Source organism: Enterobacter sp. kpr-6, from assembly GCF_900116015.1.
Classification (GTDB): Bacteria; Pseudomonadota; Gammaproteobacteria; order Enterobacterales; family Enterobacteriaceae; genus Enterobacter_D.
Genome location: NZ_FOYH01000002.1, coordinates 513,176 through 532,842, shown reverse-complemented (window position 1 = coordinate 532,842; position 19,667 = coordinate 513,176). Strand labels below are relative to the sequence as shown.

Below are 19,667 nucleotides of genomic sequence, written 5' to 3'. Positions count from 1 at the left end.
CACCGCCACCGCGCACGCTGCCGACACGCCCATGCAGATCCGCGAAAACGATCTGAAGCAGGCTGCCCAACAGTTTGAAGCCATTTTTCTGCGCAACATGATGAAAGAGATGCGCAAGGTGAATGAACTGTTCGACTCGAAAGATAACCCGTTAAACAGCGACGCCACCCGGCTGATGCAGGGCTTTTACGACGACAAGCTGTGCGACCAGCTTGCCTCGCACAACGGCATCGGCATTGCGGCGATGATCGTTAAACAGCTGTCGCCGGGGCCGGGAAAATAATCCCGCGATTTAAGAAGTGCGGCGTTTTAGCCGCCTTATGCCCCTATTACGCCAATTTAGAGCCGGTGGCGACCCGGCGAGGAATACCAGATGGATATGATCAATATCGGTTACAGCGGCGCGTCTGCCGCGCAGGTGCAACTGAACGTAACCGCGCAAAACACCGCCAACGCCATGACGCCGGGCTACACCCGTGAAATGGCGATGACCAGCACCATTGGCGCGAGTTCGGGGGCGATCAACAGCGCCGGTAACGGCGTACAGGTGGACAGCATCTGCCGCGTGTCGAATCAGTATATGGTCAACCAGGTGTGGTATGCGGCGAGCGATAACGGCTACTACAGCACCCAGCAGCAGTATCTGACGCAACTGGAAACGGTGTTAAGCGATGAGAACAGCAGCCTGAGCGCGGGCTTCGATAACTTTTTCGCCGCCCTGAACGAAGCCTCCACCAACCCGGACGATGCGGCGCTGCGCCAGCAGGTGATCAGCGAAGCGGGCGCGCTGGCGATGCGTTTTGATAACACCGTCGATTATCTTCAGTCGCAGAACAGTGAAATCATCAGCCAGGAGCAGGCGACGATTTCGCAGATCAATACCCTGACCTCCGGTATCGCCAGCTACAACCAGCAGATCGCCCAGGCGGAAGCCAACGGCGACAACGCCTCGGCGCTGTACGACGCCCGCGATCAGATGGTGGAGGAGTTGAGCGGCATGATGGACGTTGACGTCAACGTTGACGATCAGGGCAACTACAACATCAGCCTGAAAAACGGCCAGCCGCTGGTCAACGGGCAGGATTATTCCACCCTCGCCATGGACCGCGACGTAAACGGTAAACAGAGTATGTCCCTGACCTTTGCGGGCACCACTTATCCGATGACCATGGACACCGGCGGATCGCTGGGGGCGCTGTTTGATTATCAGAGCGACGTGCTCGCGCCGCTCAATAACACCATTAACAGCATCGCGGAGCAGTTCACCAGCGCGGTGAACGGCCAGCTTGCCGCCGGGTACGATCTCAACGGCAACCCCGGCGCGCCGCTGTTTATCTTTGATCCCAGCAATCCGGACGGCCCGCTGCTGGTGAACCCGGATATCACCGGTGACGAACTGGCGTTCTCCGGCTCGCCCGAGGCGTCGGGCAACGGCGATAATCTCCAGGCGCTGATCAACCTCTCCACGAAACCCATGGAGATCGACGGGCTTGGCAGCGTCACGGTGGGTAACGCCTGTTCCAGCCTCATCAGCAACATCGGCATCTACAGCCGCCAGAACCAGACCGAAGCCCAGTCTGCCAGCAACGTCTACGCCGAAGCGCAGAACCAGCGCAGCAGCGTCAGCGGCGTCAACATGGATGAAGAGGCGGTCAATCTGATCACCTACACCCAGATCTATCAGGCCAACCTGAAAGTGATTTCAACCGGCGCGGAGATTTTTGATTCCGTGCTCGACATGTTTTAACGGAGCAGAGAGGTAAATCCTGTGCGCGTAAGCACCCAACAATCTTATGTCTCGATGACCAGCAGCTTTACGGATCTCTCCGCCGATCTGCAACAGGTGGTCACCCAGATGGCGACCGGCAAACGCATTATTTTGCCGTCGGACGATCCCATCGCCGCCACCCGCATCACCCAGCTTGACCGCCAGCAGTCGGCGATTGAGCAGTACCAGAGCAACATCAAAACGGTTTCTTCAGGCCTGAGCCAGCAGGAGAGCGTGCTCGACGGGGTGAACAATAATCTGCTCGCCATCCGCGACGATTTACTCCAGGCGGCGAACGGCACCTGCACCGCCGAAACCCTGGCGAGCTTCGGTCAGGAGATCAACTCGCTTACCGAATCAATGATGGCGGCGCTGAACTATCAGGACGAAGACGGCCACTACATTTTTGGCGGCACCGTCAACGACACCGCGCCCATCACTTATGATGATACCGACGGCGATGGCGAAGGGGACGAATATGTCTATCACGGCAATACGGAACACCGCAGTGCCACCGTTTCTAACGGCGTGGAAATCGACACCAACGTCTCGGTGGGGGAGATCTTCGGCCAGGGGCTGGACGTGTTTAACACCCTCGACGATCTGGCGACTGAATTGCAGGACCCGAATCTCAATCCAACCGATCCGCAGGTGCTGGATGACATCACCCATTCCATTGATGTGATCGATGACGCCTCCCAGTCGCTCAACATGGCGATTTCCAGCCTCGGCGAGCGGCAGAATACGCTCACCATGCTTGGCGATGCGCAGACCGGGATCTCCACCTCCAATCAGGACATGATCGGGCAACTGGGCGATCTGGACTACGGCCCGGCGACCATCACTTTTACCGGGTTACAAATGGCGATGGAAGCGACCATGAAAACCTACTCGAAGGTCAGCGAGCTGAACCTTTTTAGCGCGATCTAATTCTTCCACCAGTCCGGACGCCGCGTCCGGGCGCTGATGAACGGTATTTCCATGCAGGTTGGTTTACACACTTCCACGTTGTCGAACGCAGGCGGCCTCGCGCCTTCTGCGGTTTCCCCGCAGGCGCTGAACCGCAGCGCGCCCGTAAGCAGCAAAACGGTGCTTACAAACAGCGATTACCCGGCTTCGCCGCTGCTCACCACCCGCCCGCAGCGCTACAGCGTGCAGCTCAACGATCAGCTCACCACGCTGCAACACGCCGACAGCTACCTCGGGCAACTGGAACAGCGGCTGCTGGATTACCGTCACGCGGCGACAGGCGGCGGGCGGCGCTCGCCGGATTTGCAAACCCAGGCGGCGGCGGTAACTGAGCTTCTCGATAAGCGCGTGGTCAGCAGCGGCGGGGCGGTGGATCGCCAGCTTATGCCGGTCTTACAGGGGGACGCCAAAGTGCGCTTTGATGCGCCTGCGCTTTTGCATCTGGCCAACGCGCCGGAAACGGTGATGTTCAGCGTGCAGGACGGGCAGAAAAAGCGTTTGTCGGCGCTCACCGCTCAGAGCGATACCGACGCGCGCCAGTACGCGCTGCAACTGAACAACGCGCTGCGACGGATAGGAATCGATCGCGTGCCGGGTGAGGTGGCCTTCACCACCAGAGAAACACAGTTTGCGCAGATTTCCGCCACGCTTATGCAAAAAGGCGAGGGCAAAGCGGCGCAGAAAGTGGCAGTACAGGCAGAACCGGCGCAGGCGGATCGGCTGCGGGCGGCGGTGGCGTCGGGTAACTGGGGAGCCGCACAGCCGCTGGTGCAGAGCGCGCTGGGCCAGCTTGGAGAGCAGCGTCAGCAACTGGCGGCGCAGCAGGAAAAAGCGCGGCAGTTGATCGACGGGATGTCGCGCTTTCCGGAAAGCCAGAGCGCGGTGGCAGCGTCAGCGGCGCTGACCTCGACGCTGGATCGGGCCAGCCACCATTACGATGTGCTGGCCGAAGCGGTGCGCGGGCAGGCCAATTTGTCGAAGCTGACGGTCAGAAGCCTGCTCGGTTAAGGGGTGCAGCCCGCGTCGGTGATGGACATCATCGCGCGGTCCACCACGATCAGCGACAGGGTGTCCTGGATCAGCACGATTTGCCGGGAGTCGCTGAGCGGCTTGATAAACACATGCAGATTGTTGTCGTTAACGTAGCCCATGAAAGCGTTAAACGGCGAGTCGGCGGCCGGCTTGTTTTGGGTTTGCAGATGTAAATAGCCGCCGGTGCCCGGCGTCTTCGGCGCAAAGGCGCAGACGCTAATGCCGGAAGTGAAAAGCGGTTGGGCGCGATCGGGCTGGGTGATGTTCATGTTTGCGCCGCCCTCTGTCGCCGTCAGATTGAGGGTGTAAAGCTGGCGGCTGCCGCTGGCCAGATCGTACTGACCAAACTGGGTGCGGGAAATCGTCGCGGCACTGGCCTGCAACGCCAGGCCACACAGCAGCGCGGCACAAAAATTACTGACAGACAGGCATTTCATTTAACGTTCTCTCCACTTCCTGATAAACCAGCGAGCCTAATTCATCGGCACTGCGCTGCCAGTTCTGAATGCCCATAATTAATTGATTTTGCTGCTTGCAACGGTCGGTAATTAAAAGCGATAAGGATAATCTCGGCATCGTGGTGTAATAATAAAGGGTTAATGACGCCTGTTTTGTCTCTAAAAGCGCATTAATTTTCTTTAAGTGTGCCGGTATGTGAGCGGTTAATTGTGATGCGTGAATTTCATCGTTATTGCGCCGCAGATGAAATAAGGCGATGCGATTTGTCTCAAGGTTTTTTTCTTCGTGTAATAACAGCGTGTCCGGGTTTGTTACATCATTGTTTGCTACCGGTGTTTCCCGGTGAAAACCTTTCATCAGGCCCCAGGAAATGCCTGCTGCCAGCAACAGCGTAAAAATCAGCAGCAAACTTTTTGTCCGCCGTGACGCTTTTTTTACCGGCGCAACGGGTTCACTCCCGTCCGGGAGCGGGGGAGATTCAGCCACCGCGTCCGGGGTGTCATCACTAACCGGTGCGCTTGCCGGACTGAATAAGACTGCTTCCCCGGCCCCTGTATTTTCCGCGTCGTCATCAGCCCGTTCGGTAATAAAATCTTTATTAAAAACATAGCCTTTTTTGGGGACGGTTTTAATGATCTCCTGGACCCGGCCATCGTCGCCCAGCGCCACCCGCAGCGCATAAATGGCGGTTGGCAGGCTGTTGTTACCCACCACCCGGTTTTTCCAGACCTCGTTGATCAGCCATGCGCGGGGCAGCACTTCTCCGGCATGTTGAATGAAGGTTTCCAGCAAAATGAAATGGAACTCGCCCAGGCGTTGTATTTCGCCTGTCTCACAGTGGATAAGCGCGTTAAGCGAGGTATCGAGTCGCCATTTGTTAATAATAATTTGCATAAGATTCTTTTTAGTAAATACCAGACAGTGAAATCGTTTTTCCTTTGTTACTCATCAGAAAAACGGAAAAGCGTTAGCATAAATAATGTTAATTAAATCAAAAGTGATGATGACATCACCCTGACGCCTGTTTTAAAAATATATCAATGCAGGGAGATCTGCCTGTGTGGACTGCAAAATCTTCTTACAGCGTCATTCGGGGATTAAGAATTTACTTAATTGTAAGTTACCGTGATATGTGCATTTTAATTTATTTGTGCTATTGGCGGGTGCGCACCGAAGAATCATTAAAAGGTAATTAATTTTAACGAATGAGGAACAGTGAACGTGCGGGTAGCGATGACGGAATAAAAATTTTTATCACCCCATTTAATTTTAGCGAAGGGGCGGTCGTTTTCTCTCTTTGTCCAACGTTATAAAGACATTCAACAAGGAGTAGTACGTCATGTTATCTATTAATACCAACGCCGCCTCCATGGCAGCGGTAAACGCCATCAACACCAGCAATGCGTCCCTGAGTCAGTCGATGGAACGCCTGGCAACCGGTAACCGCATCAACTCGTCTTCTGACGATGCGGCGGGCAAGCAGATTGCCAACCGTCTGACCGCGCAGGCCAGCGGCATGGCTGTTGCCCAGCGCAACATCGCTGACGCGACCGCGATGCTGCAAACTGCGGATGGTATGTTTGATGAAATGAATGACATTCTGGGTCGTATGAAAGACCTCTCTACACAAGCAGCGAACGGAACGTACAGCGATGACGACCGTGCGGCGATGCAGTCCGAGTTCGACGAACTGGGCGAAGAGATGTCCGATATGCTGCAAAACACCACCTACGGCGGCACCAACCTGTTCAACAAATCCGCCAGCGGCCTGTTCACCGGCACCTCTGGCGTGACTTTCCAGGTGGGTTCTGAGTCTACCGATCAGATGACCGTGAACATCTCTAAGCAAGTGGGCGATCTGGCGACCAGCCTGAGCGCGCTGAGCGCATCGTTCAAAGGTGATTATGGTACTGACGGCGCAGGCGGCACGGCAGCCAGCGGTAAAGAACTGATGTCTTCTGCGTCAGCAACTGCCACCATCAGCGCCATCAGCGATGTGATGAGCGGTGTGGGTAAAATCCAGTCTACGCTGGGTGCGTCCATCAACCGTCTGAATGATACCGCCAGCAACCTGCAAAGCATGCAAGATAATACCAACGTGGCGATCGGGAACATTATGGATACCGACTACGCGCTGGAAGCGTCCAACATGTCGAAAGAGCAGGTATTGATGCAGACCAGTATCAGTATGCTGAAGCAGTCCAACAGCATGTCGGGTATGGTGTCGAGCCTGCTGCAGTAAGGGGTCGTTTCACCCTCACCCTCACCCTAACCCTCTCCCTGAGGGAGAGGGGACAGCCCGCGCACAACTCGGGCCCGCCTTTCACCCTCTCCCTAAGGGAGAGGGCAGGGGTGAGGGTGCTGTTATCTCCCTCTCCCTGAGGGAGAGGGAGGGGTGAGGGTGCTTTAACGTGAGGGTGTTTTACAAACCCTACTTCCCTTCCATCACCGCCTTTTGCGCCACCACAGCCGCTTTTTGCTGCATCCGGTTTTGCATCTGGTCGATAATCACCGCCACGATAATCACAATCCCTTTAATCACCATCTGCCAGAACTCGCTCACGCCCATCATCACCAGTCCGTCGGCCAGAAAGCCGATCACGAATGCGCCGATAAGCGTACCCAGAATCGTGCCGCGACCACCCGCCAGCGACGTGCCGCCGAGCACCACGGCTGCAATCGCGTTCATCTCAAACGCCGTGCCGTTCGCCGGGTGGCTGGCGGAAAGCTGGGCGGAGACCACGATCCCGGCGATCGCCGCGCACAGGCCGGAGAGCGTATAAACCCAGATTTTGATCTGCTTCACCTTCACCCCGGACAGCTCCGCCGCGCGTTCGTTATCGCCAATCGCGTAGACATGGCGGCCAAACGGCAGGCGGCGGGCAACGTAGGCAATGGCTATCGCCAGCACGATCATCATCCAGATCGCCCACGGAATGCCAAACAGAGTGCCTGCGCCAATCTCATCAAACCCGGTATTACCCAACTGCGGATTGCCCGAAAGCCCCGGAAAGGTCTGCCCGTCGGAGGTGAGCATCGCCGCGCCGCGCAGCACGTACATGGTGCCGAGCGTGCAGATAAAGGGCGCGACGTTATAGCGGGTGATGATCCAGCCGTTGGTCGCGCCTATTAGTCCGCCGATCAGCAGCACCAGCGGCACAATCACCCACACGCTTGGGAAAATCGCGATGCCAAACATCGGCAGCACGATCCCTTTGGTGATAAGCCATCCGGCGATCATCCCGCACAGGCCAAGGGTTGCGCCAATCGACAGGTCTATCCCGGCGGTGATGATCACAAAGGTGATGCCGAGCGCCAGAAACGCGTTAATGGCGATGTGTTTGATCATGATCACCAGGCTTCCCGCCGAGAGAAATCCCGGTACGGTGGCGGTAAAAAAGCCGACGATCAAAAACAGAGCAATAAAGGTGCGCAGCTTGAGTAACAGCAGCAGAATATTTTCCCGCGTGAGTGCAGTTCCGCCGCCTGGCGCGACCGCAACCGAATGTGTCGTTTTCATATCAGAACCCCTGAGCACTTGCCGTTACCAGTGCCGACTCTTCGGCCTGATCGCGTACGATATCGGCGGTCAGTTTGCCGCCGGACATCACCAGAATGCGGTCAGATACCGCCATGATTTCTTTCAGATCGGAGGTGGAAAACACCACCGCGATCCCCTGTTCCGAGAGTTGCACCATCATGCGAAAAACGTCGGCTTTGGCCCCCACGTCGATGCCGCGCGTCGGCTCATCAAGAAACAGGATTTTCGGATTGGTGAGCAGCGAGCGGCCGATCACCACTTTTTGCTGATTGCCGCCGGAGAGCGCCTGAATTTCCACTTCCGGTGAGGAGACTTTGATCGACAGATCGCCGATGGTATTAGCGACTACCGCCTGTTCATCTTTTTGCGAGATGGCAAAGCCGCTCTCCAGCCGCCGCCACAGGCTGGCGATGGTCAGGTTTGAGGCCACCGATGAAATCGGGAAAATCCCGGTGCGCTTGCGATCTTCCGGCACCAGGCTCATCCCCATGCGGATACGCTCGGCGGTGTTTAACCGCTGCGGCACCGGTTTGCTGTCCAGCCACAGTTTGCCGAGATAGTTGCGCTCGGTGCCGAGCATACATTCGAACAGCTCCGTGCGACCCGCGCCCATCAGCCCATAAATGCCGACGATTTCCCCGGCGTGGACTTTAAAACTGACGTCGTTGACCACCGCGTTACCCGCCGCATTGACGCTGGTGATGTGTTCCGCTTCCAGCACCGGCGCGCCAAAACTGCGGCCCGGCGTAAGAAAGTTGCTCACCGGATCGCTGCCGAGCATTTCGCGCACGATCCACGGCACGTCGATGTCGCTGACTTTGGCTTCGGCCTGGAATTTGCCGTCGCGCAAAATGGTGATCACATCGCCAATCGCCATCAGCTCTTCTAAGCGGTGCGAAATATAGATAATCGACACCCCCTGGCGGGTGAGTTCGCGGATCACGCGGAACAAAATCTCCACTTCCGTTTTACTCAGCGCCGAGGTCGGCTCGTCGAGGATCAGAATGTCGGCGTCCTCGGCCAGCGCTTTGGCGATCTCCACCAGTTGCTGCTGCCCGACTTTCAGGTTGCCGACCGTTTCACGCGGGGAGATCGGCTGATCGAGGCGCGCGAGCAGTTCGGCGGTGCGCTTCTCCTGCTCCGCCTCGTGGATCGGCGCAAGCCCTTTTTGTAGCTCGCGCCCCAGAAAGACGTTCTCGGCGACGCTTAAGTTTTCAAACAGGTTCAGCTCCTGATGCACCATGCCGATACCGTGGGCGGCGGCTTCGCGGGTATTGGCAAAATGCACCTTTTTCCCGTTAAGCCACATTTCGCCGAGGCTCGGCTGCTGGACACCGGCGAGGATTTTCATCAGCGTCGATTTGCCCGCGCCGTTCTCGCCGATGATGACGTTCACCTTGCCGCGCCAGACGTTGTAATCGACGTTATCCAGCGCCACGGTGCCGGGGAACAGCATCGACATGCCGCGCGTGCGCAGGATGATCTCATCGGAAGGTGCGTCGCTCATTACTCTGCCTCCTGTTTCGCCGTCAACGCCACCGCGTCCTCTGCCTTCCCGCCGCGTAACGTTACCGCCATCAGCAGCGTTGCTTTTTTACCCGCCCAGGACTCATCCACTTTCGGCAGATGTTTAATCGCCTCGCGGTTGTAGGCGCGGGAAAGCTGTGCAAACTGTACCTGGTTGGTAAAGTCTTCAAACTTAAAGCCGGTCGCCTCGCGGATCGCGTTGCCGCGCACCACCGGCCCAAACTGCACTTCAAGCGGCTGTCCGTTCACGTTCAGCACCAGTTTTTGCTCGCGCGGGTTGCTGGTGTCGATCCGCTCCACCTGACTGGTCAGGCGCACAAAGACACTTTGCGGTTTCTCCGCCGGGGTTTTTAGCTGGGCGGCGAGGGCGGTCGCATCCAGCGCGTGTTGATTAGCGGCGTCAATGACGCGGCTCTGCCAGGTTTGTTGCGCGATCTGCTGGGGAGTCTGGTTGTCAAAACTGGCTTTGGCATTCGGATCGGCAGGCAGTATCGGCTTGCCGTTCTCGTCCAGATCCACTACCGTGCAGGCCGCAAGCAACAGGGTGGTGCACCCGACGAGTGCCGCACCCCATTGTTTTAACGACATAGCGCCTCCGCGTTATTGGCCGAGTTTGAACATTTTCAGCTTGCTGGCGTTCGCGTCATCAATCAGCACGCAGTCCATCAGCTGTTTTTCATCTTTCTGCGCTTTGCCGTTTTTCAGGAAGTAATCCGCCTGAACCACCGCCATTTGTGCCTGCTCCCAGCCGGGTTGCAGCACGGTCGCTTTGATGTTGCCTTTATTGATGATCGAGTCGCGCACGTAATCGCTGCCGTCAAAACCGACCACGATGACGTTGGTTTTACCGGCGGCTTTCAGCGCCGCTTCAGCACCCAGTGCCATGGTGTCGTTGCCGGAAATCACCCCGACGATATCCGGATTGGTTTGCAGAATGGCTTCCATACGGGTGAAGGCTTCGGTCTGGCTCCAGTTAGCGGTCTGCTGGGCGACCATTTTCATGTCCGGGTAGTCGTCGAGAATGTCGTGATAACCTTGCGAACGCACGCTGGCGTTGGTGTCGGACTGGCGGCCTAACAGTTCAACGTATTTGCCTTTCCCGTCCAGCAATTTGGCGAACTTCTCGGCACCCAGTTGTGCGCCCTGATAGTTATTGGAGACGATCTGCGCGACGGCGATGCCGGTTTTGTTGATTTCGCGGTCGATGAGGAAAGCAGGCACACCGGCGGCTTTGGCTTTTTCGAGCGGCCCGACGGTGGCATCCGCCCCGGCGTTATCGAGGATGATGGCTTTGGCTTTACGCGCAATCGCCGTCTCGATTAACTGGTTCTGTTTGTTCACATCATCGTCATGGGAGGCCACCAGCGTGGTGTAGCCAAGCTCTTTCGCTTTGGCGGCCGCGCCGTCGGCTTCCGCTTTGAAGAACGGATTGTCGTGTGAAGGGGTAATTATCGCGATCAGACCGTTATCGGCGGCGAAAAGCGAGCCGGAAGCGGCGATCAGTGAGGCAAGAATAGCGGACTTCAGTAGGGTTTTTTTCATCTTTTTCTCCACATTGAATATTTATTCAATAATGATTTATTATTCAATTTAACGATAAGGCTACGATGGCGAACTGTCTACGGTTTGCGCAGCTAATTTCTTAAAAGGAGAAAAGGATCACGATCCTGAGGCGAGGGTGATGACCTGATTATGCGCCAATTGCCAGGCGACGAGGACCGTCTCACCGGCGCGTGCCGGGGAAAAATAATCGGTAATACAGAGGGTTAAATCGGTGGCGGTGAGCGCCGTGATTTTCGCGCTGGCAAAGCCGGGCAGGGGCAGGGCGTCGGCGGAAAAGGCTTTGTAGAGACTCTCTTTGGCGGAAAAGGCGAGCGTTAAGGCCTGCGGGAACGGCAGGGGAGAGTGGCGTAATACCGCGTGCTCCTGGTCATCAATAATACTGTCAGTGAGTTCCGCGCAGGTTTGCTCGCTGAACAGGGTTTCGATATCGACGCCCACGGGTTGAGAGGAAATCACCGCCAGCGCGGTGGAAGCGCAGTGGCTGATGCTGCCGAACACTCCCGCAGGCCACAGCGGAGCGCGGGAGGCCGCGATGGGGGGAATGGCACCAAGGGCGTAAAAGGCGGCAAGACGACCGGCCAGATGCTCCCGCTGACGCTTGGGGGAGGTGTGGTGCAGCGCGGCGTGATGCGGCAGCCAGAAGAGATCGGCGGCGGTGAAGGTGGCGGGATCGAAGTCGACGCGGTGCAGGGTGTGGCGGGCGAGGGACAGGGTGGTGTGCGTGGTTTGCATGGTGATCCTTTGGTTATTTTCACCTTCACCTTCACCCTAACCCTCTCCCTTAGGGAGAGGGGACTGATCGAGTGCGCACTCAGGCCCGCCTTTCACCCTCTCCCTGAGGGAGAGGGGACATAAACCTCCCTCTCCCTAAGGGAGAGGGCCGGGGTGAGGGTGTAAAGCAATCATCAGAAGTGCGTATTCACACCCATAAACCACGTGCGTCCGGACTCGTTATACGTCTCCGCGCCCGCGCCGTACATGTAGCTCGACACGCCGTTGGTCACGCCGCCGGTGGTCTGGGCGTTGCCCGCGCGCCAGTGGCGTTTGTCGAACACGTTGTCCACGCCTGCGGTCAGACTGACGTTTTTGGTCATGTCCCAGGTGCCGCTCAGACCAACAATGCTGTACGGGCTGACTTCGTTGGTTTCGGAACCGGTGGTCGGCTCGCCCTGATAGTTATACTTCTTCGGCTGCTGCTTGCCGTACCAGGTGAAGGTCGATTGCAGTGACAGATCGTCACGAACCTGCCAGCTCAGCGTCGAGTTTAGCGTGTACTCAGGAATAATCGACAGGCGCTCGCCGGTCTTTTTATTCTTACTTTGCAGCATGTAAGTCACGTTGTTAGTCCAGTTCACGCTCTCTGAAACCGGGACGTTGAGCGTGCCTTCCAGCCCTTCAACCACCGCTTTCGGCACGTTTTCCCACTGGTAAATATCGGTTTTCACCTTGGTGGTGGAGGTCTGGCCCAGCGGCGCGTAACCCGCTTCGATCTTGTCGCGGTAATCGTTGCGGAACCAGGTCACCCCGGCCAGCCAGCCTTCGTGCTTGTACTCCAGCCCAATCTCTTTGTTCACGCTGGTTTCGGCTTTCAGATCGTCGTTGCCGACCATGTAGCACCCGACGTTAGCGGCGCTGGCGTAGCAGCCCTGACCGCGGCTGTAGAGAATGTAGTTGTCGTTGGTCTGGTACAGGCTCGGCGCTTTATAGGCGCGGGCGATGCCCATTTTCAGGGTGAAATCGTCGCCCAGACCCTGCGACAGGTTCAGCGCCGGGCTCCAGTTGTTGCCCGCGATGGTGTGATGATCAAAACGCAGGCCCGGCGTCAGCATGGTGCTGTCGGTCAGCTCCATATTGTCTTCAGCAAACAGCGAGAAAATCTCCGCGCTGGAGTACGGGCTGCGGCCCTTGCTGTCGAGACCCGGAATCGAACCGCCGGAGAGTTCCTGGGTGTTCGACGCGCCATCTTTCATGCGCTGCTGGTTCCACTCGGTGCCGAGCGTCAGGTTCTGATTCACCCACAGATCGAGCGGAAGGTTGACTTCGCTGTGCAGCATCACGTCAGAGAGGTTGATGTCGCTGAATTCTTTGCTGGAGAACAACCCTTCGGTGCCGCCCGCCAGACCTTCGCCGAGACGCGAGTTGCGCGTGTGCTCGTACTGCGCCCAGGTGCTGGTGGTGACGCCATTATCCCAGCCGCCGGTCCAGGTGACCGCGTAGTTCTGGCGATAAATACGGTTAGTTTCTTTGCCGTAATTCTCTTTCACCAGTCCGTTGGTTTTGTTGTCGTTATTGGTGTTTTGCGTGTCGCCCGCGTACAGGTTCCCCTGGCGGCTGTAACCCGCTTCAAACTCCAGCGCGTTCATCGGGGCAAATTCCCAGCGCACCACGCCGTTAATGTTCTTGTTTTTCACCCCTTCGCGGCCTGCGGCAAGGGTGTCGGCATAGTTGCCGGTACGCTCAGACTGGTGGCCTTTGTTGATGTCCCACGCGTCGGCCTGGGTTTTATCCAGATTGCCGTACAGACGGAAGCTGAAATCGCCGCCCAGCGGGCCGGTCAGGCTGAAATCGGTGCGTTTGGTCGCGCCTTCGTCTTTGTGCTCCGGCGCATTGAAATAGGCATTCCACGAGCCGTGCCACTCATCGCTGACTTTTTTGGTGATGATATTCACCACGCCGCCCGCCGCGCCGTTGCCGTAACGCGCTGCCGCCGGGCCACGGATCACTTCAATGCGCTCGATCATATCCGCCGGTACCCAACTGGTGTCACCGCGCGTATCGCGCTCGCCGCGCCAGCCCAGACGCACTGAGTTACGGCTGGTGATCGGCTTGCCGTCCACGAGGATCAGCGTGTTTTCCGGGCCCATGCCGCGAATATCAATCTGGCGATTGTTGCCGCGCTGACCGCTGGTGGCGTTGCCGGTGAGGTTTACGCCCGGCATAGTACGAATGATTTCGGACACGTCACGTGCCGGAGGATTTTTGCGGATCTCATCGGCGGTAATGGTCGACACGCCCGGTGCCTGGAGATTCTGCTGTTGTGCCGTGACCACGATGGTCTCTTCAGCGGCGGATGTTTCCTCTGCATGCAGTGGAAGCGCGACCCCATAAATTCCCATATTGACCAGTACGGTCAGGGCTTTCAGTTTGTTATTCATTGTGTTACCTGTTTTTAGCCGTGTCCGGCGTTCCTTTCCCAACGGGAAGGACACAGCGGGATTGAAAGACGCGCTTCCCACAGCGCGCCAATACGCTATTGCAAATGAAAATAGTTATCAATAATATTATCAACGTTTTTTCAGGTGTTACTGAAAACGACACAGGAAACATAGGGTTATCATCGTGACAACACATGCGACAGGAAGCGAAGGCTGGTGGGCAGCGAAGCGCGGGCCGGAATGGTTCCGTGAAAACGACAGCGCGTGCCGGGTTACCTTCTGGTGGCGCGATCCGGCGGGAGATGAAACCACCTCAGACGTGCGCCGGGTCTGGCTCTACATCACCGGCGTCACCGATCATCACCAGCAGTGCGCGCCGCAATCCTTAAGCCGCATTGCGGGCACCGATGTCTGGTTCTGGCAAACCACGCTGGATGCCACCTGGCGCGGCAGCTACTGTTTTATTCCCTCAGCGAACGCGCAGGATTTTGCCGATACGGTCTTTGCCACAGCTACGCCCGACCGCGCGGCGCTGCGTGAAGGCTGGCGCAAATTATTACCCCACGCGCTTTCCGATCCGCTCAATCCGCAATCCTGGAAAGGGGGGCGCGGTCATGCGGTATCTGCACTTGAATTGCCGGACGCGCCCGTCCAGCCGGGCTGGAACGCGCATGACATACCTTATACGCCGCCCGTATGCATTCAGTGGCGCAGCGCCATTCTCAACAATAGCCGCCGGGTGTGGATCTACACCACCGGTGACGATAACAGTGACGATCGCCCGCTGGCGGTGCTGCTCGACGGGCAATTCTGGGCCGAAAGTATGCCCGTCTGGCCTGCGCTGGCGGCGCTCACCCGCGACGGCCAGTTGCCGCCTGCGGTGTATGTCTTAATCGACGCCATCGACACCGCGCACCGCAGCCGTGAATTGCCCTGCAACGCCGATTTCTGGCAGGCGGTGCAGCAGGAATTATTACCCGATGTTTTTGCCATCGCGCCCTTCAGCGATCGCCCGGAACGCACGCTGGTGGCGGGGCAGAGCTTCGGCGGGCTGTCGTCGCTCTACGCCGGGCTGCACTGGCCGGAACGCTTTGGCTGCGTGCTGAGCCAGTCCGGTTCTTACTGGTGGCCGCATCGTGGCGCACAGCAGGACGGCGAGCTGATCGAACAGTTAAAGCGTGGCGAAGTGACGGCGAAAACGCTGCGCATCCTGCTGGAAGCGGGCCTGCGTGAGCCGCAGATTTTTCGCGCGAATCAGGCGCTCTTAACCCAATTACAGCACACCCAACAGCCGGTGATCTGGCGTCAGGTTGACGGCGGACACGATGCGCTGTGCTGGCGTGGCGGGCTGACGGCGGGGCTGATGACGCTCTGGCAGTCGCTTTAAAAGACAGGAGTTTGGTATGGCTTTCAGCAATCCCTTCGATGATGCGCAGGGGCATTTTTATATTCTGCAAAACGCGCAGCAGCACTACAGCCTCTGGCCCGTGCAGTGTGCGCTGCCTGCGGGCTGGCGGGTGGTGTGCGACCCCGCGCCGCAGGAGACCTGCAACGCCTGGCTTGCCGCGCAGTGGCAGACGTTAACCCCCGCTCATTTCGTTTCCGGAGTCTGATATGTCCGTACGCCTGCCTTTGGTCGCCGCCCAGCCCGGGATCTATCTGGCTGAAAAACTCTCCACCTTGCCCAACGCCTGGAGCGTGGCGCATTACGTGGAAATCGCGCACGCCGATCTCGACGCGCCGCTGTTCTGCCAGGCGATTGTCGCCGGCATGATGCAGGCCGATACCCTGCGCACACGCTTTGTCGAAGATAACGGCGAGGTGTTCCAGTGGGTGGATGAATCGCTCACCTTTGCTGAACCTGCCGTTATCGATGTACGCCACGCCGCCGATCCGCACGCCGCCGCGCGCGCGCAGATGCAGGCCGATCTGGACCAGAATTTGCGCGTCGAAAGCGGCAATCCGCTGGTGTTCCATCAGTTGCTGCGCGTGGCGGATAACCGCTGGTACTGGTATCAGCGTTACCATCATTTAGTGGTGGATGGCTTCAGTTTCCCCGCCATTACCCGTCAGATCGCCGCGATTTACCGCGCGTGGCGCAACGACGAATCCACCCCCGCGTCACCGTTTACGCCGTTTGCGGAGGTGGTGGAGGAATACCAGCGCTACCGCGACAGCGAAGCGTATGTCCGCGACGGGGCGTACTGGGCACAGGTGCGGCGTGAACTGCCGCCGCCGGTATCGCTCTCCGACCGCCCGCTGCCGGGGCGCGCGGCGACCACCGATATTGTGCGCCTGAAGTTAAATCTCGATCGCCAGGCCTTCTCCCGGTTGGCCGCGAGTGTGCCGGGCAGTCAGCGGGCGGATCTGGCGCTGGCACTGGTGGCGCTGTGGATTGGCCGTCTTTCCGGGCGGCTGGATTACGCTGCCGGATTTATCTTTATGCGCCGCATGGGATCGGCGGCGCTCACCGCCACCGGCCCGGTGCTCAACGTGCTGCCGCTGGGTATTCACATCGACGCCCGCGCCACCCTTAGCGAACTGGCGCAAAATCTCGCCGCGACGCTTAAAAAAATGCGCCGCCATCAGCGTTATGACGCCGAACAAATCGTGCGTGACAGCGGACGCGCGGCGGGGGATGAAGCGCTGTTTGGCCCGGTGCTTAACGTCAAAATGTTTGATTATCAGTTAGATATCGATGGCGCGCCGGGCATCACCCATACGCTGGCCACCGGACCGGTGAACGATCTGGAGATCGCCCTGTTCCCCAGTGACGAGGGCGGGCTGGAAATCGAAGTGCTGGCGAACCGCGCGCGCTACGACGAAGAGGCGCTTAACGCCCATGCATCGCGCCTCGACGCGCTGCTGCGCCAGTTTGCCGCTAATTCGGTGCTGCCGGTTGGCGAGGCGGAACTGATCTCTGCCGAAGAACGCCAGCAGATTGCGCGCATTAACGCCACCGAACACGCGATCCCCGCCATTACCCTCAGCGGGCTGGTGGCGGAACAGGCGCATAAAACCCCTGACGCCCCGGCGCTTATGGATGCGCACTGGCAGTTCAGCTACCGCGAAATGCGTGAGCAGGTGGTGGCGCTGGCGCAAAAGCTGCGCGAGCAGGGCGTTGCGCCCGGCGACAGCGTGGCCGTGGCGCTGCCGCGCTCGGTGTTTCTGACCCTTGCACTGCATGCGATTGTCGAGGCGGGCGCGGCCTGGCTGCCGCTCGATACCGGCTACCCGGACGACCGCCTGCGGATGATGATTGAAGACGCGCATCCCCGGCTGCTGATCACCACTGACGATCAGTGGGCGCGGTTTGCCGACATCCCGGACCTGGCGCACCTGTGTTACAACGCGCCGCTGCCGCCTGCCGACAGCGCCGCGCTGCCGTCATCGCAACCGGAACACACCGCGTACATCATTTTCACCTCCGGCTCTACCGGCCGCCCGAAAGGGGTGATGGTCGGGCAGACGGCGATCGTCAACCGCCTGCTGTGGATGCAGGATCACTACCCGCTCAGTGCGGCTGACGTGGTGGCGCAAAAAACGCCGTGCAGTTTTGACGTCTCGGTGTGGGAATTTTTCTGGCCGTTTATCGCCGGAGCTAAACTGGTGATGGCCGAGCCGGACGCGCACCGCGATCCGCAGGCGTTACAACACTTTTTCGCCCGCTTTGGCGTCACCACCACCCACTTCGTGCCGTCGATGCTGGCGGCGTTTGTCGCTGCGCTAACCCCGGAAAACGTGGTGAACTGCCGCACGCTTAACAAGGTGTTCTGTAGCGGCGAGGCGTTACCGACCGATCTGTGCCGGGAGTGGGAAAAGGTCACCGGCGTGCCGCTGCATAATCTCTACGGCCCGACGGAAGCGGCGGTGGACGTAAGCTGGTATCCGGCGTACGGCGACACACTCGCGGCGGTACGCGGGAACAGCGTGCCGATTGGCTTCCCGGTGTGGAATACGGGGCTGCGCATTCTCGATGCCATGATGCACCCGGTGCCGCCGGGCGTGGCGGGGGATTTGTATCTCACCGGCATCCAACTGGCACAGGGCTACCTGGGGCGGCCGGATCTCACCGCCAGCCGTTTTATCGCCGATCCGTTCGCACCAGGCGAGCGCATGTACCGTACCGGGGATGTCGCCCGCTGGCTGCCGGACGGCGCGGTGGAATATTTAGGTCGCAGCGACGATCAGCTAAAAATTCGCGGCCAGCGCATCGAGCCGGGTGAAATCGACCGGGCGATGCAAAATCTGCCGGGCGTAGCCCAGGCGGTGGCGCACGCCTGCGTGCTGAACCAGGCGGCGGCGGGCGGCGGTGATGCCCGTCAACTGGTCGGCTATTACGTTTCGGAATCGGGCCTGCCGCTCGATAATAAGAACTTACTGGAACTTTTGCAGGCACAACTGCCCGCGCACATGGTGCCGGTGGTGCTGGTGCAGTTAAGCGAACTGCCGCTCAGCGCTAACGGCAAGCTGGATCGTAAAGCGCTGCCGCTGCCTGTTCTCGCGGCGAAAGCGTCGGGCCGCGCGCCGCAGACGGCGACAGAACGCGCCGTCGCGCAGGCGTTTAGCGCGCTGCTCGGCACAGAGGTGAACGACGTTGAGGCCGATTTCTTTGCCCTCGGCGGGCACTCGCTGCTGGCGATGCGCCTGGCTGCCGCGCTCAGTCGGGAATGTAACCGCCCGGTGACGCCGGGGCAGATCATGGTCGCCTCGACGGTTCGCGCGCTCACCGCGCTGCTGGAAAACGCCGACGATGCCGCCACGCAGCGCCTGGGCTATGAAACGCTGTTGCCGCTGCGCGAGGCCGACGGCCCGACGCTGTTCTGCTTCCACCCGGCGTCCGGCTTTGCCTGGCAGTTCAGCGTGCTGGCGCGCTACCTCAGCCCGCGCTGGTCAATCACCGGCATTCAGTCGCCGCGCCCCGGCGGGCCGATGGAAAGCGCCGCCACGCTGGATGAGGTGTGCGAACACCATCTCGCCACGCTGCTGGCACACCAACCGACCGGGCCGTATCACCTGTTTGGCTATTCGCTCGGCGGTACGCTGGCGCAGAATATCGCCGCCCGGTTGCGCGCGCGCGGCGAGACGGTGGCGTTTCTCGGCCTGCTGGATACCTGGCCGCCGGAGACGCAAAACTGGGCGCAAAAAGAGGCCAACGGACTGGATCCCGAAGTGCTGGCGGAAATTAACCGCGAGCGTGAGGCGTTTCTGGCGGCACAACAGGGGAGTACTTCTGGCGAATTGTTCAGCGCGATTGAAGGCAACTACGGCGATGCCGTGCGCCTGCTTTCCACCGCCCACAGCGTGCCGTTTGGCGGCAAAGCCACGCTGTTTGTCGCGCAAAAAACGCTGCCGGAAGGAATGGATCCGGCGCGGGCCTGGGCCCCCTGGATTGCCGATCTGGATATTTACCGCCAGGATTGTGCCCACGTCGATATTATTTCACCCCGGGCGTTTCTTGATATCGGCCCGACGCTTGCCGCGCTGTTGAAATAATTGTTTTGATCCCCTCCGTGGTGAAAATTTATCCCGGAGGGGCTTTCCGCTTCCTTAAGTGAAATTATTTTTATTTTTTTAGCGCAGTATTTCCGCTGAAAACTCCCCTGAAACTACTATTTTTTGTAGGTGTCTGATAAGCAGTGTTAAAGTTTTA

Annotated in this window: 16 protein-coding genes; 8 read left to right on the top strand and 8 right to left on the bottom strand. The window is 58.8% G+C overall.

Going from position 1 to position 19,667, the window contains the following annotated elements:
- Positions 1–31 precede the first annotated feature (31 nt).
- From BM373_RS07210 to BM373_RS07195, 4 genes are all read left to right on the top strand, one after another.
- Positions 32–283, top strand: coding sequence for a rod-binding protein (locus BM373_RS07210; RefSeq protein WP_090461080.1), 252 nt, complete (start codon positions 32–34; stop codon positions 281–283).
- A 90-nt stretch (positions 284–373) separates the two neighbouring features.
- Positions 374–1,747: a flagellar hook-associated protein FlgK gene (gene flgK / locus BM373_RS07205; RefSeq protein WP_090460749.1), complete on the top strand. Its 1,374-nt coding sequence runs from the start codon at positions 374–376 to the stop codon at positions 1,745–1,747.
- Positions 1,748–1,768: 21 nt separating this feature from the next.
- Positions 1,769–2,698, top strand: coding sequence for a flagellar hook-associated protein FlgL (gene flgL, locus BM373_RS07200; RefSeq protein ID WP_090460748.1), 930 nt, complete (start codon positions 1,769–1,771; stop codon positions 2,696–2,698).
- A gap of 51 nt (positions 2,699–2,749) precedes the next feature.
- Positions 2,750–3,745 (top strand): hypothetical protein, encoded by a 996-nt coding sequence (locus BM373_RS07195; RefSeq protein ID WP_090461079.1) that lies wholly within the window; start codon positions 2,750–2,752, stop codon positions 3,743–3,745.
- Here the strand turns inward: BM373_RS07195 and BM373_RS07190 are convergent.
- Together BM373_RS07190 and BM373_RS07185 are read right to left on the bottom strand one after the other, a co-directional pair.
- On the bottom strand, positions 3,742–4,206 hold the full coding sequence (locus tag BM373_RS07190; protein WP_090460747.1) for a hypothetical protein: 465 nt from the start codon (positions 4,204–4,206) through the stop codon (positions 3,742–3,744). The two genes, BM373_RS07195 and BM373_RS07190, sit on opposite strands and share 4 nt — an antisense overlap.
- On the bottom strand, positions 4,184–5,122 hold the full coding sequence (locus tag BM373_RS07185; protein ID WP_090460746.1) for a winged helix-turn-helix domain-containing protein: 939 nt from the start codon (positions 5,120–5,122) through the stop codon (positions 4,184–4,186). Before BM373_RS07185 ends, BM373_RS07190 begins: the two co-directional genes overlap by 23 nt.
- A 445-nt stretch (positions 5,123–5,567) precedes the next feature.
- Between BM373_RS07185 and lafA the strand changes: the two genes are divergently transcribed.
- Entirely contained in the window at positions 5,568–6,470 is a 903-nt protein-coding gene (lafA, locus tag BM373_RS07180) for a lateral flagellin LafA (RefSeq protein ID WP_090460745.1), read from the top strand.
- A gap of 189 nt (positions 6,471–6,659) precedes the next feature.
- Here lafA and BM373_RS07175 read toward each other — a convergent pair whose 3' ends face one another.
- The 6 genes from BM373_RS07175 to BM373_RS07150 all read right to left on the bottom strand — a co-directional run bounded on the left by BM373_RS07175 (position 6,660) and on the right by BM373_RS07150 (position 14,014).
- Positions 6,660–7,748, bottom strand: a complete 1,089-nt coding sequence (locus BM373_RS07175) for an ABC transporter permease (RefSeq protein ID WP_090460744.1) — start codon at positions 7,746–7,748, stop codon at positions 6,660–6,662.
- Position 7,749: 1 nt separating this feature from the next.
- Positions 7,750–9,276 carry a sugar ABC transporter ATP-binding protein gene (locus tag BM373_RS07170; protein ID WP_177220126.1) on the bottom strand — a complete coding sequence of 509 codons (1,527 nt, stop codon included), beginning with the start codon at positions 9,274–9,276 and terminating at the stop codon, positions 7,750–7,752.
- Positions 9,276–9,884 (bottom strand): DUF2291 family protein, encoded by a 609-nt coding sequence (locus BM373_RS07165; RefSeq protein ID WP_090460743.1) that lies wholly within the window; start codon positions 9,882–9,884, stop codon positions 9,276–9,278. The genes BM373_RS07170 and BM373_RS07165 overlap by 1 nt, the downstream gene beginning before the upstream one ends.
- A gap of 12 nt (positions 9,885–9,896) precedes the next feature.
- Positions 9,897–10,838 (bottom strand): D-ribose ABC transporter substrate-binding protein, encoded by a 942-nt coding sequence (locus BM373_RS07160; protein WP_090460742.1) that lies wholly within the window; start codon positions 10,836–10,838, stop codon positions 9,897–9,899.
- Between the two features lie 117 nt (positions 10,839–10,955).
- A complete protein-coding gene (entD, locus tag BM373_RS07155) occupies positions 10,956–11,591 on the bottom strand; it encodes an enterobactin synthase subunit EntD (protein ID WP_090460741.1) in 636 nt (211 codons plus the stop codon).
- Between the two features lie 173 nt (positions 11,592–11,764).
- Positions 11,765–14,014, bottom strand: coding sequence for a TonB-dependent siderophore receptor (locus BM373_RS07150; protein ID WP_090460740.1), 2,250 nt, complete (start codon positions 14,012–14,014; stop codon positions 11,765–11,767).
- A 184-nt stretch (positions 14,015–14,198) separates the two neighbouring features.
- Here BM373_RS07150 and fes point away from each other — a divergent pair, with 184 nt between their 5' ends.
- The 3 genes from fes to entF are packed head-to-tail and all read left to right on the top strand — an operon-like array spanning position 14,199 to position 19,510.
- Complete coding sequence (gene fes / locus BM373_RS07145; protein WP_090460739.1) at positions 14,199–15,401, top strand: enterochelin esterase; 1,203 nt, start codon at positions 14,199–14,201, stop codon at positions 15,399–15,401.
- Between the two features lie 16 nt (positions 15,402–15,417).
- Positions 15,418–15,627 carry an MbtH family protein gene (locus BM373_RS07140; protein ID WP_090460738.1) on the top strand — a complete coding sequence of 70 codons (210 nt, stop codon included), beginning with the start codon at positions 15,418–15,420 and terminating at the stop codon, positions 15,625–15,627.
- 1 nt (position 15,628) lies between these two features.
- The gene (entF, locus tag BM373_RS07135) at positions 15,629–19,510 is read left to right on the top strand and encodes an enterobactin non-ribosomal peptide synthetase EntF (protein ID WP_090460737.1); all 3,882 of its coding nucleotides are present in this window, start codon (positions 15,629–15,631) and stop codon (positions 19,508–19,510) included.
- The last annotated feature ends 157 nt before the right edge of the window (positions 19,511–19,667 follow it).

Excerpts from the sequence above, each read along its gene's own strand:
- entD (WP_090460741.1), bottom strand. The coding sequence starts at position 11,591 with ATGCAAACCACGCACACCACCCTGTCCCTCGCCCGCCACACCCTGCAC.
- lafA (WP_090460745.1), top strand. The coding sequence starts at position 5,568 with ATGTTATCTATTAATACCAACGCCGCCTCCATGGCAGCGGTAAACGCC.
- flgK (WP_090460749.1), top strand. The coding sequence starts at position 374 with ATGGATATGATCAATATCGGTTACAGCGGCGCGTCTGCCGCGCAGGTG.
- BM373_RS07175 (WP_090460744.1), bottom strand. The coding sequence starts at position 7,748 with ATGAAAACGACACATTCGGTTGCGGTCGCGCCAGGCGGCGGAACTGCA.
- BM373_RS07150 (WP_090460740.1), bottom strand. The coding sequence starts at position 14,014 with ATGAATAACAAACTGAAAGCCCTGACCGTACTGGTCAATATGGGAATT.
- BM373_RS07195 (WP_090461079.1), top strand. The coding sequence starts at position 2,750 with ATGCAGGTTGGTTTACACACTTCCACGTTGTCGAACGCAGGCGGCCTC.
- BM373_RS07210 (WP_090461080.1), top strand. The coding sequence starts at position 32 with ATGCAGATCCGCGAAAACGATCTGAAGCAGGCTGCCCAACAGTTTGAA.
- BM373_RS07190 (WP_090460747.1), bottom strand. The coding sequence starts at position 4,206 with ATGAAATGCCTGTCTGTCAGTAATTTTTGTGCCGCGCTGCTGTGTGGC.
- BM373_RS07185 (WP_090460746.1), bottom strand. The coding sequence starts at position 5,122 with ATGCAAATTATTATTAACAAATGGCGACTCGATACCTCGCTTAACGCG.
- BM373_RS07170 (WP_177220126.1), bottom strand. The coding sequence starts at position 9,276 with ATGAGCGACGCACCTTCCGATGAGATCATCCTGCGCACGCGCGGCATG.
- entF (WP_090460737.1), top strand. The coding sequence starts at position 15,629 with ATGTCCGTACGCCTGCCTTTGGTCGCCGCCCAGCCCGGGATCTATCTG.
- BM373_RS07140 (WP_090460738.1), top strand. The coding sequence starts at position 15,418 with ATGGCTTTCAGCAATCCCTTCGATGATGCGCAGGGGCATTTTTATATT.
- BM373_RS07160 (WP_090460742.1), bottom strand. The coding sequence starts at position 10,838 with ATGAAAAAAACCCTACTGAAGTCCGCTATTCTTGCCTCACTGATCGCC.
- BM373_RS07165 (WP_090460743.1), bottom strand. The coding sequence starts at position 9,884 with ATGTCGTTAAAACAATGGGGTGCGGCACTCGTCGGGTGCACCACCCTG.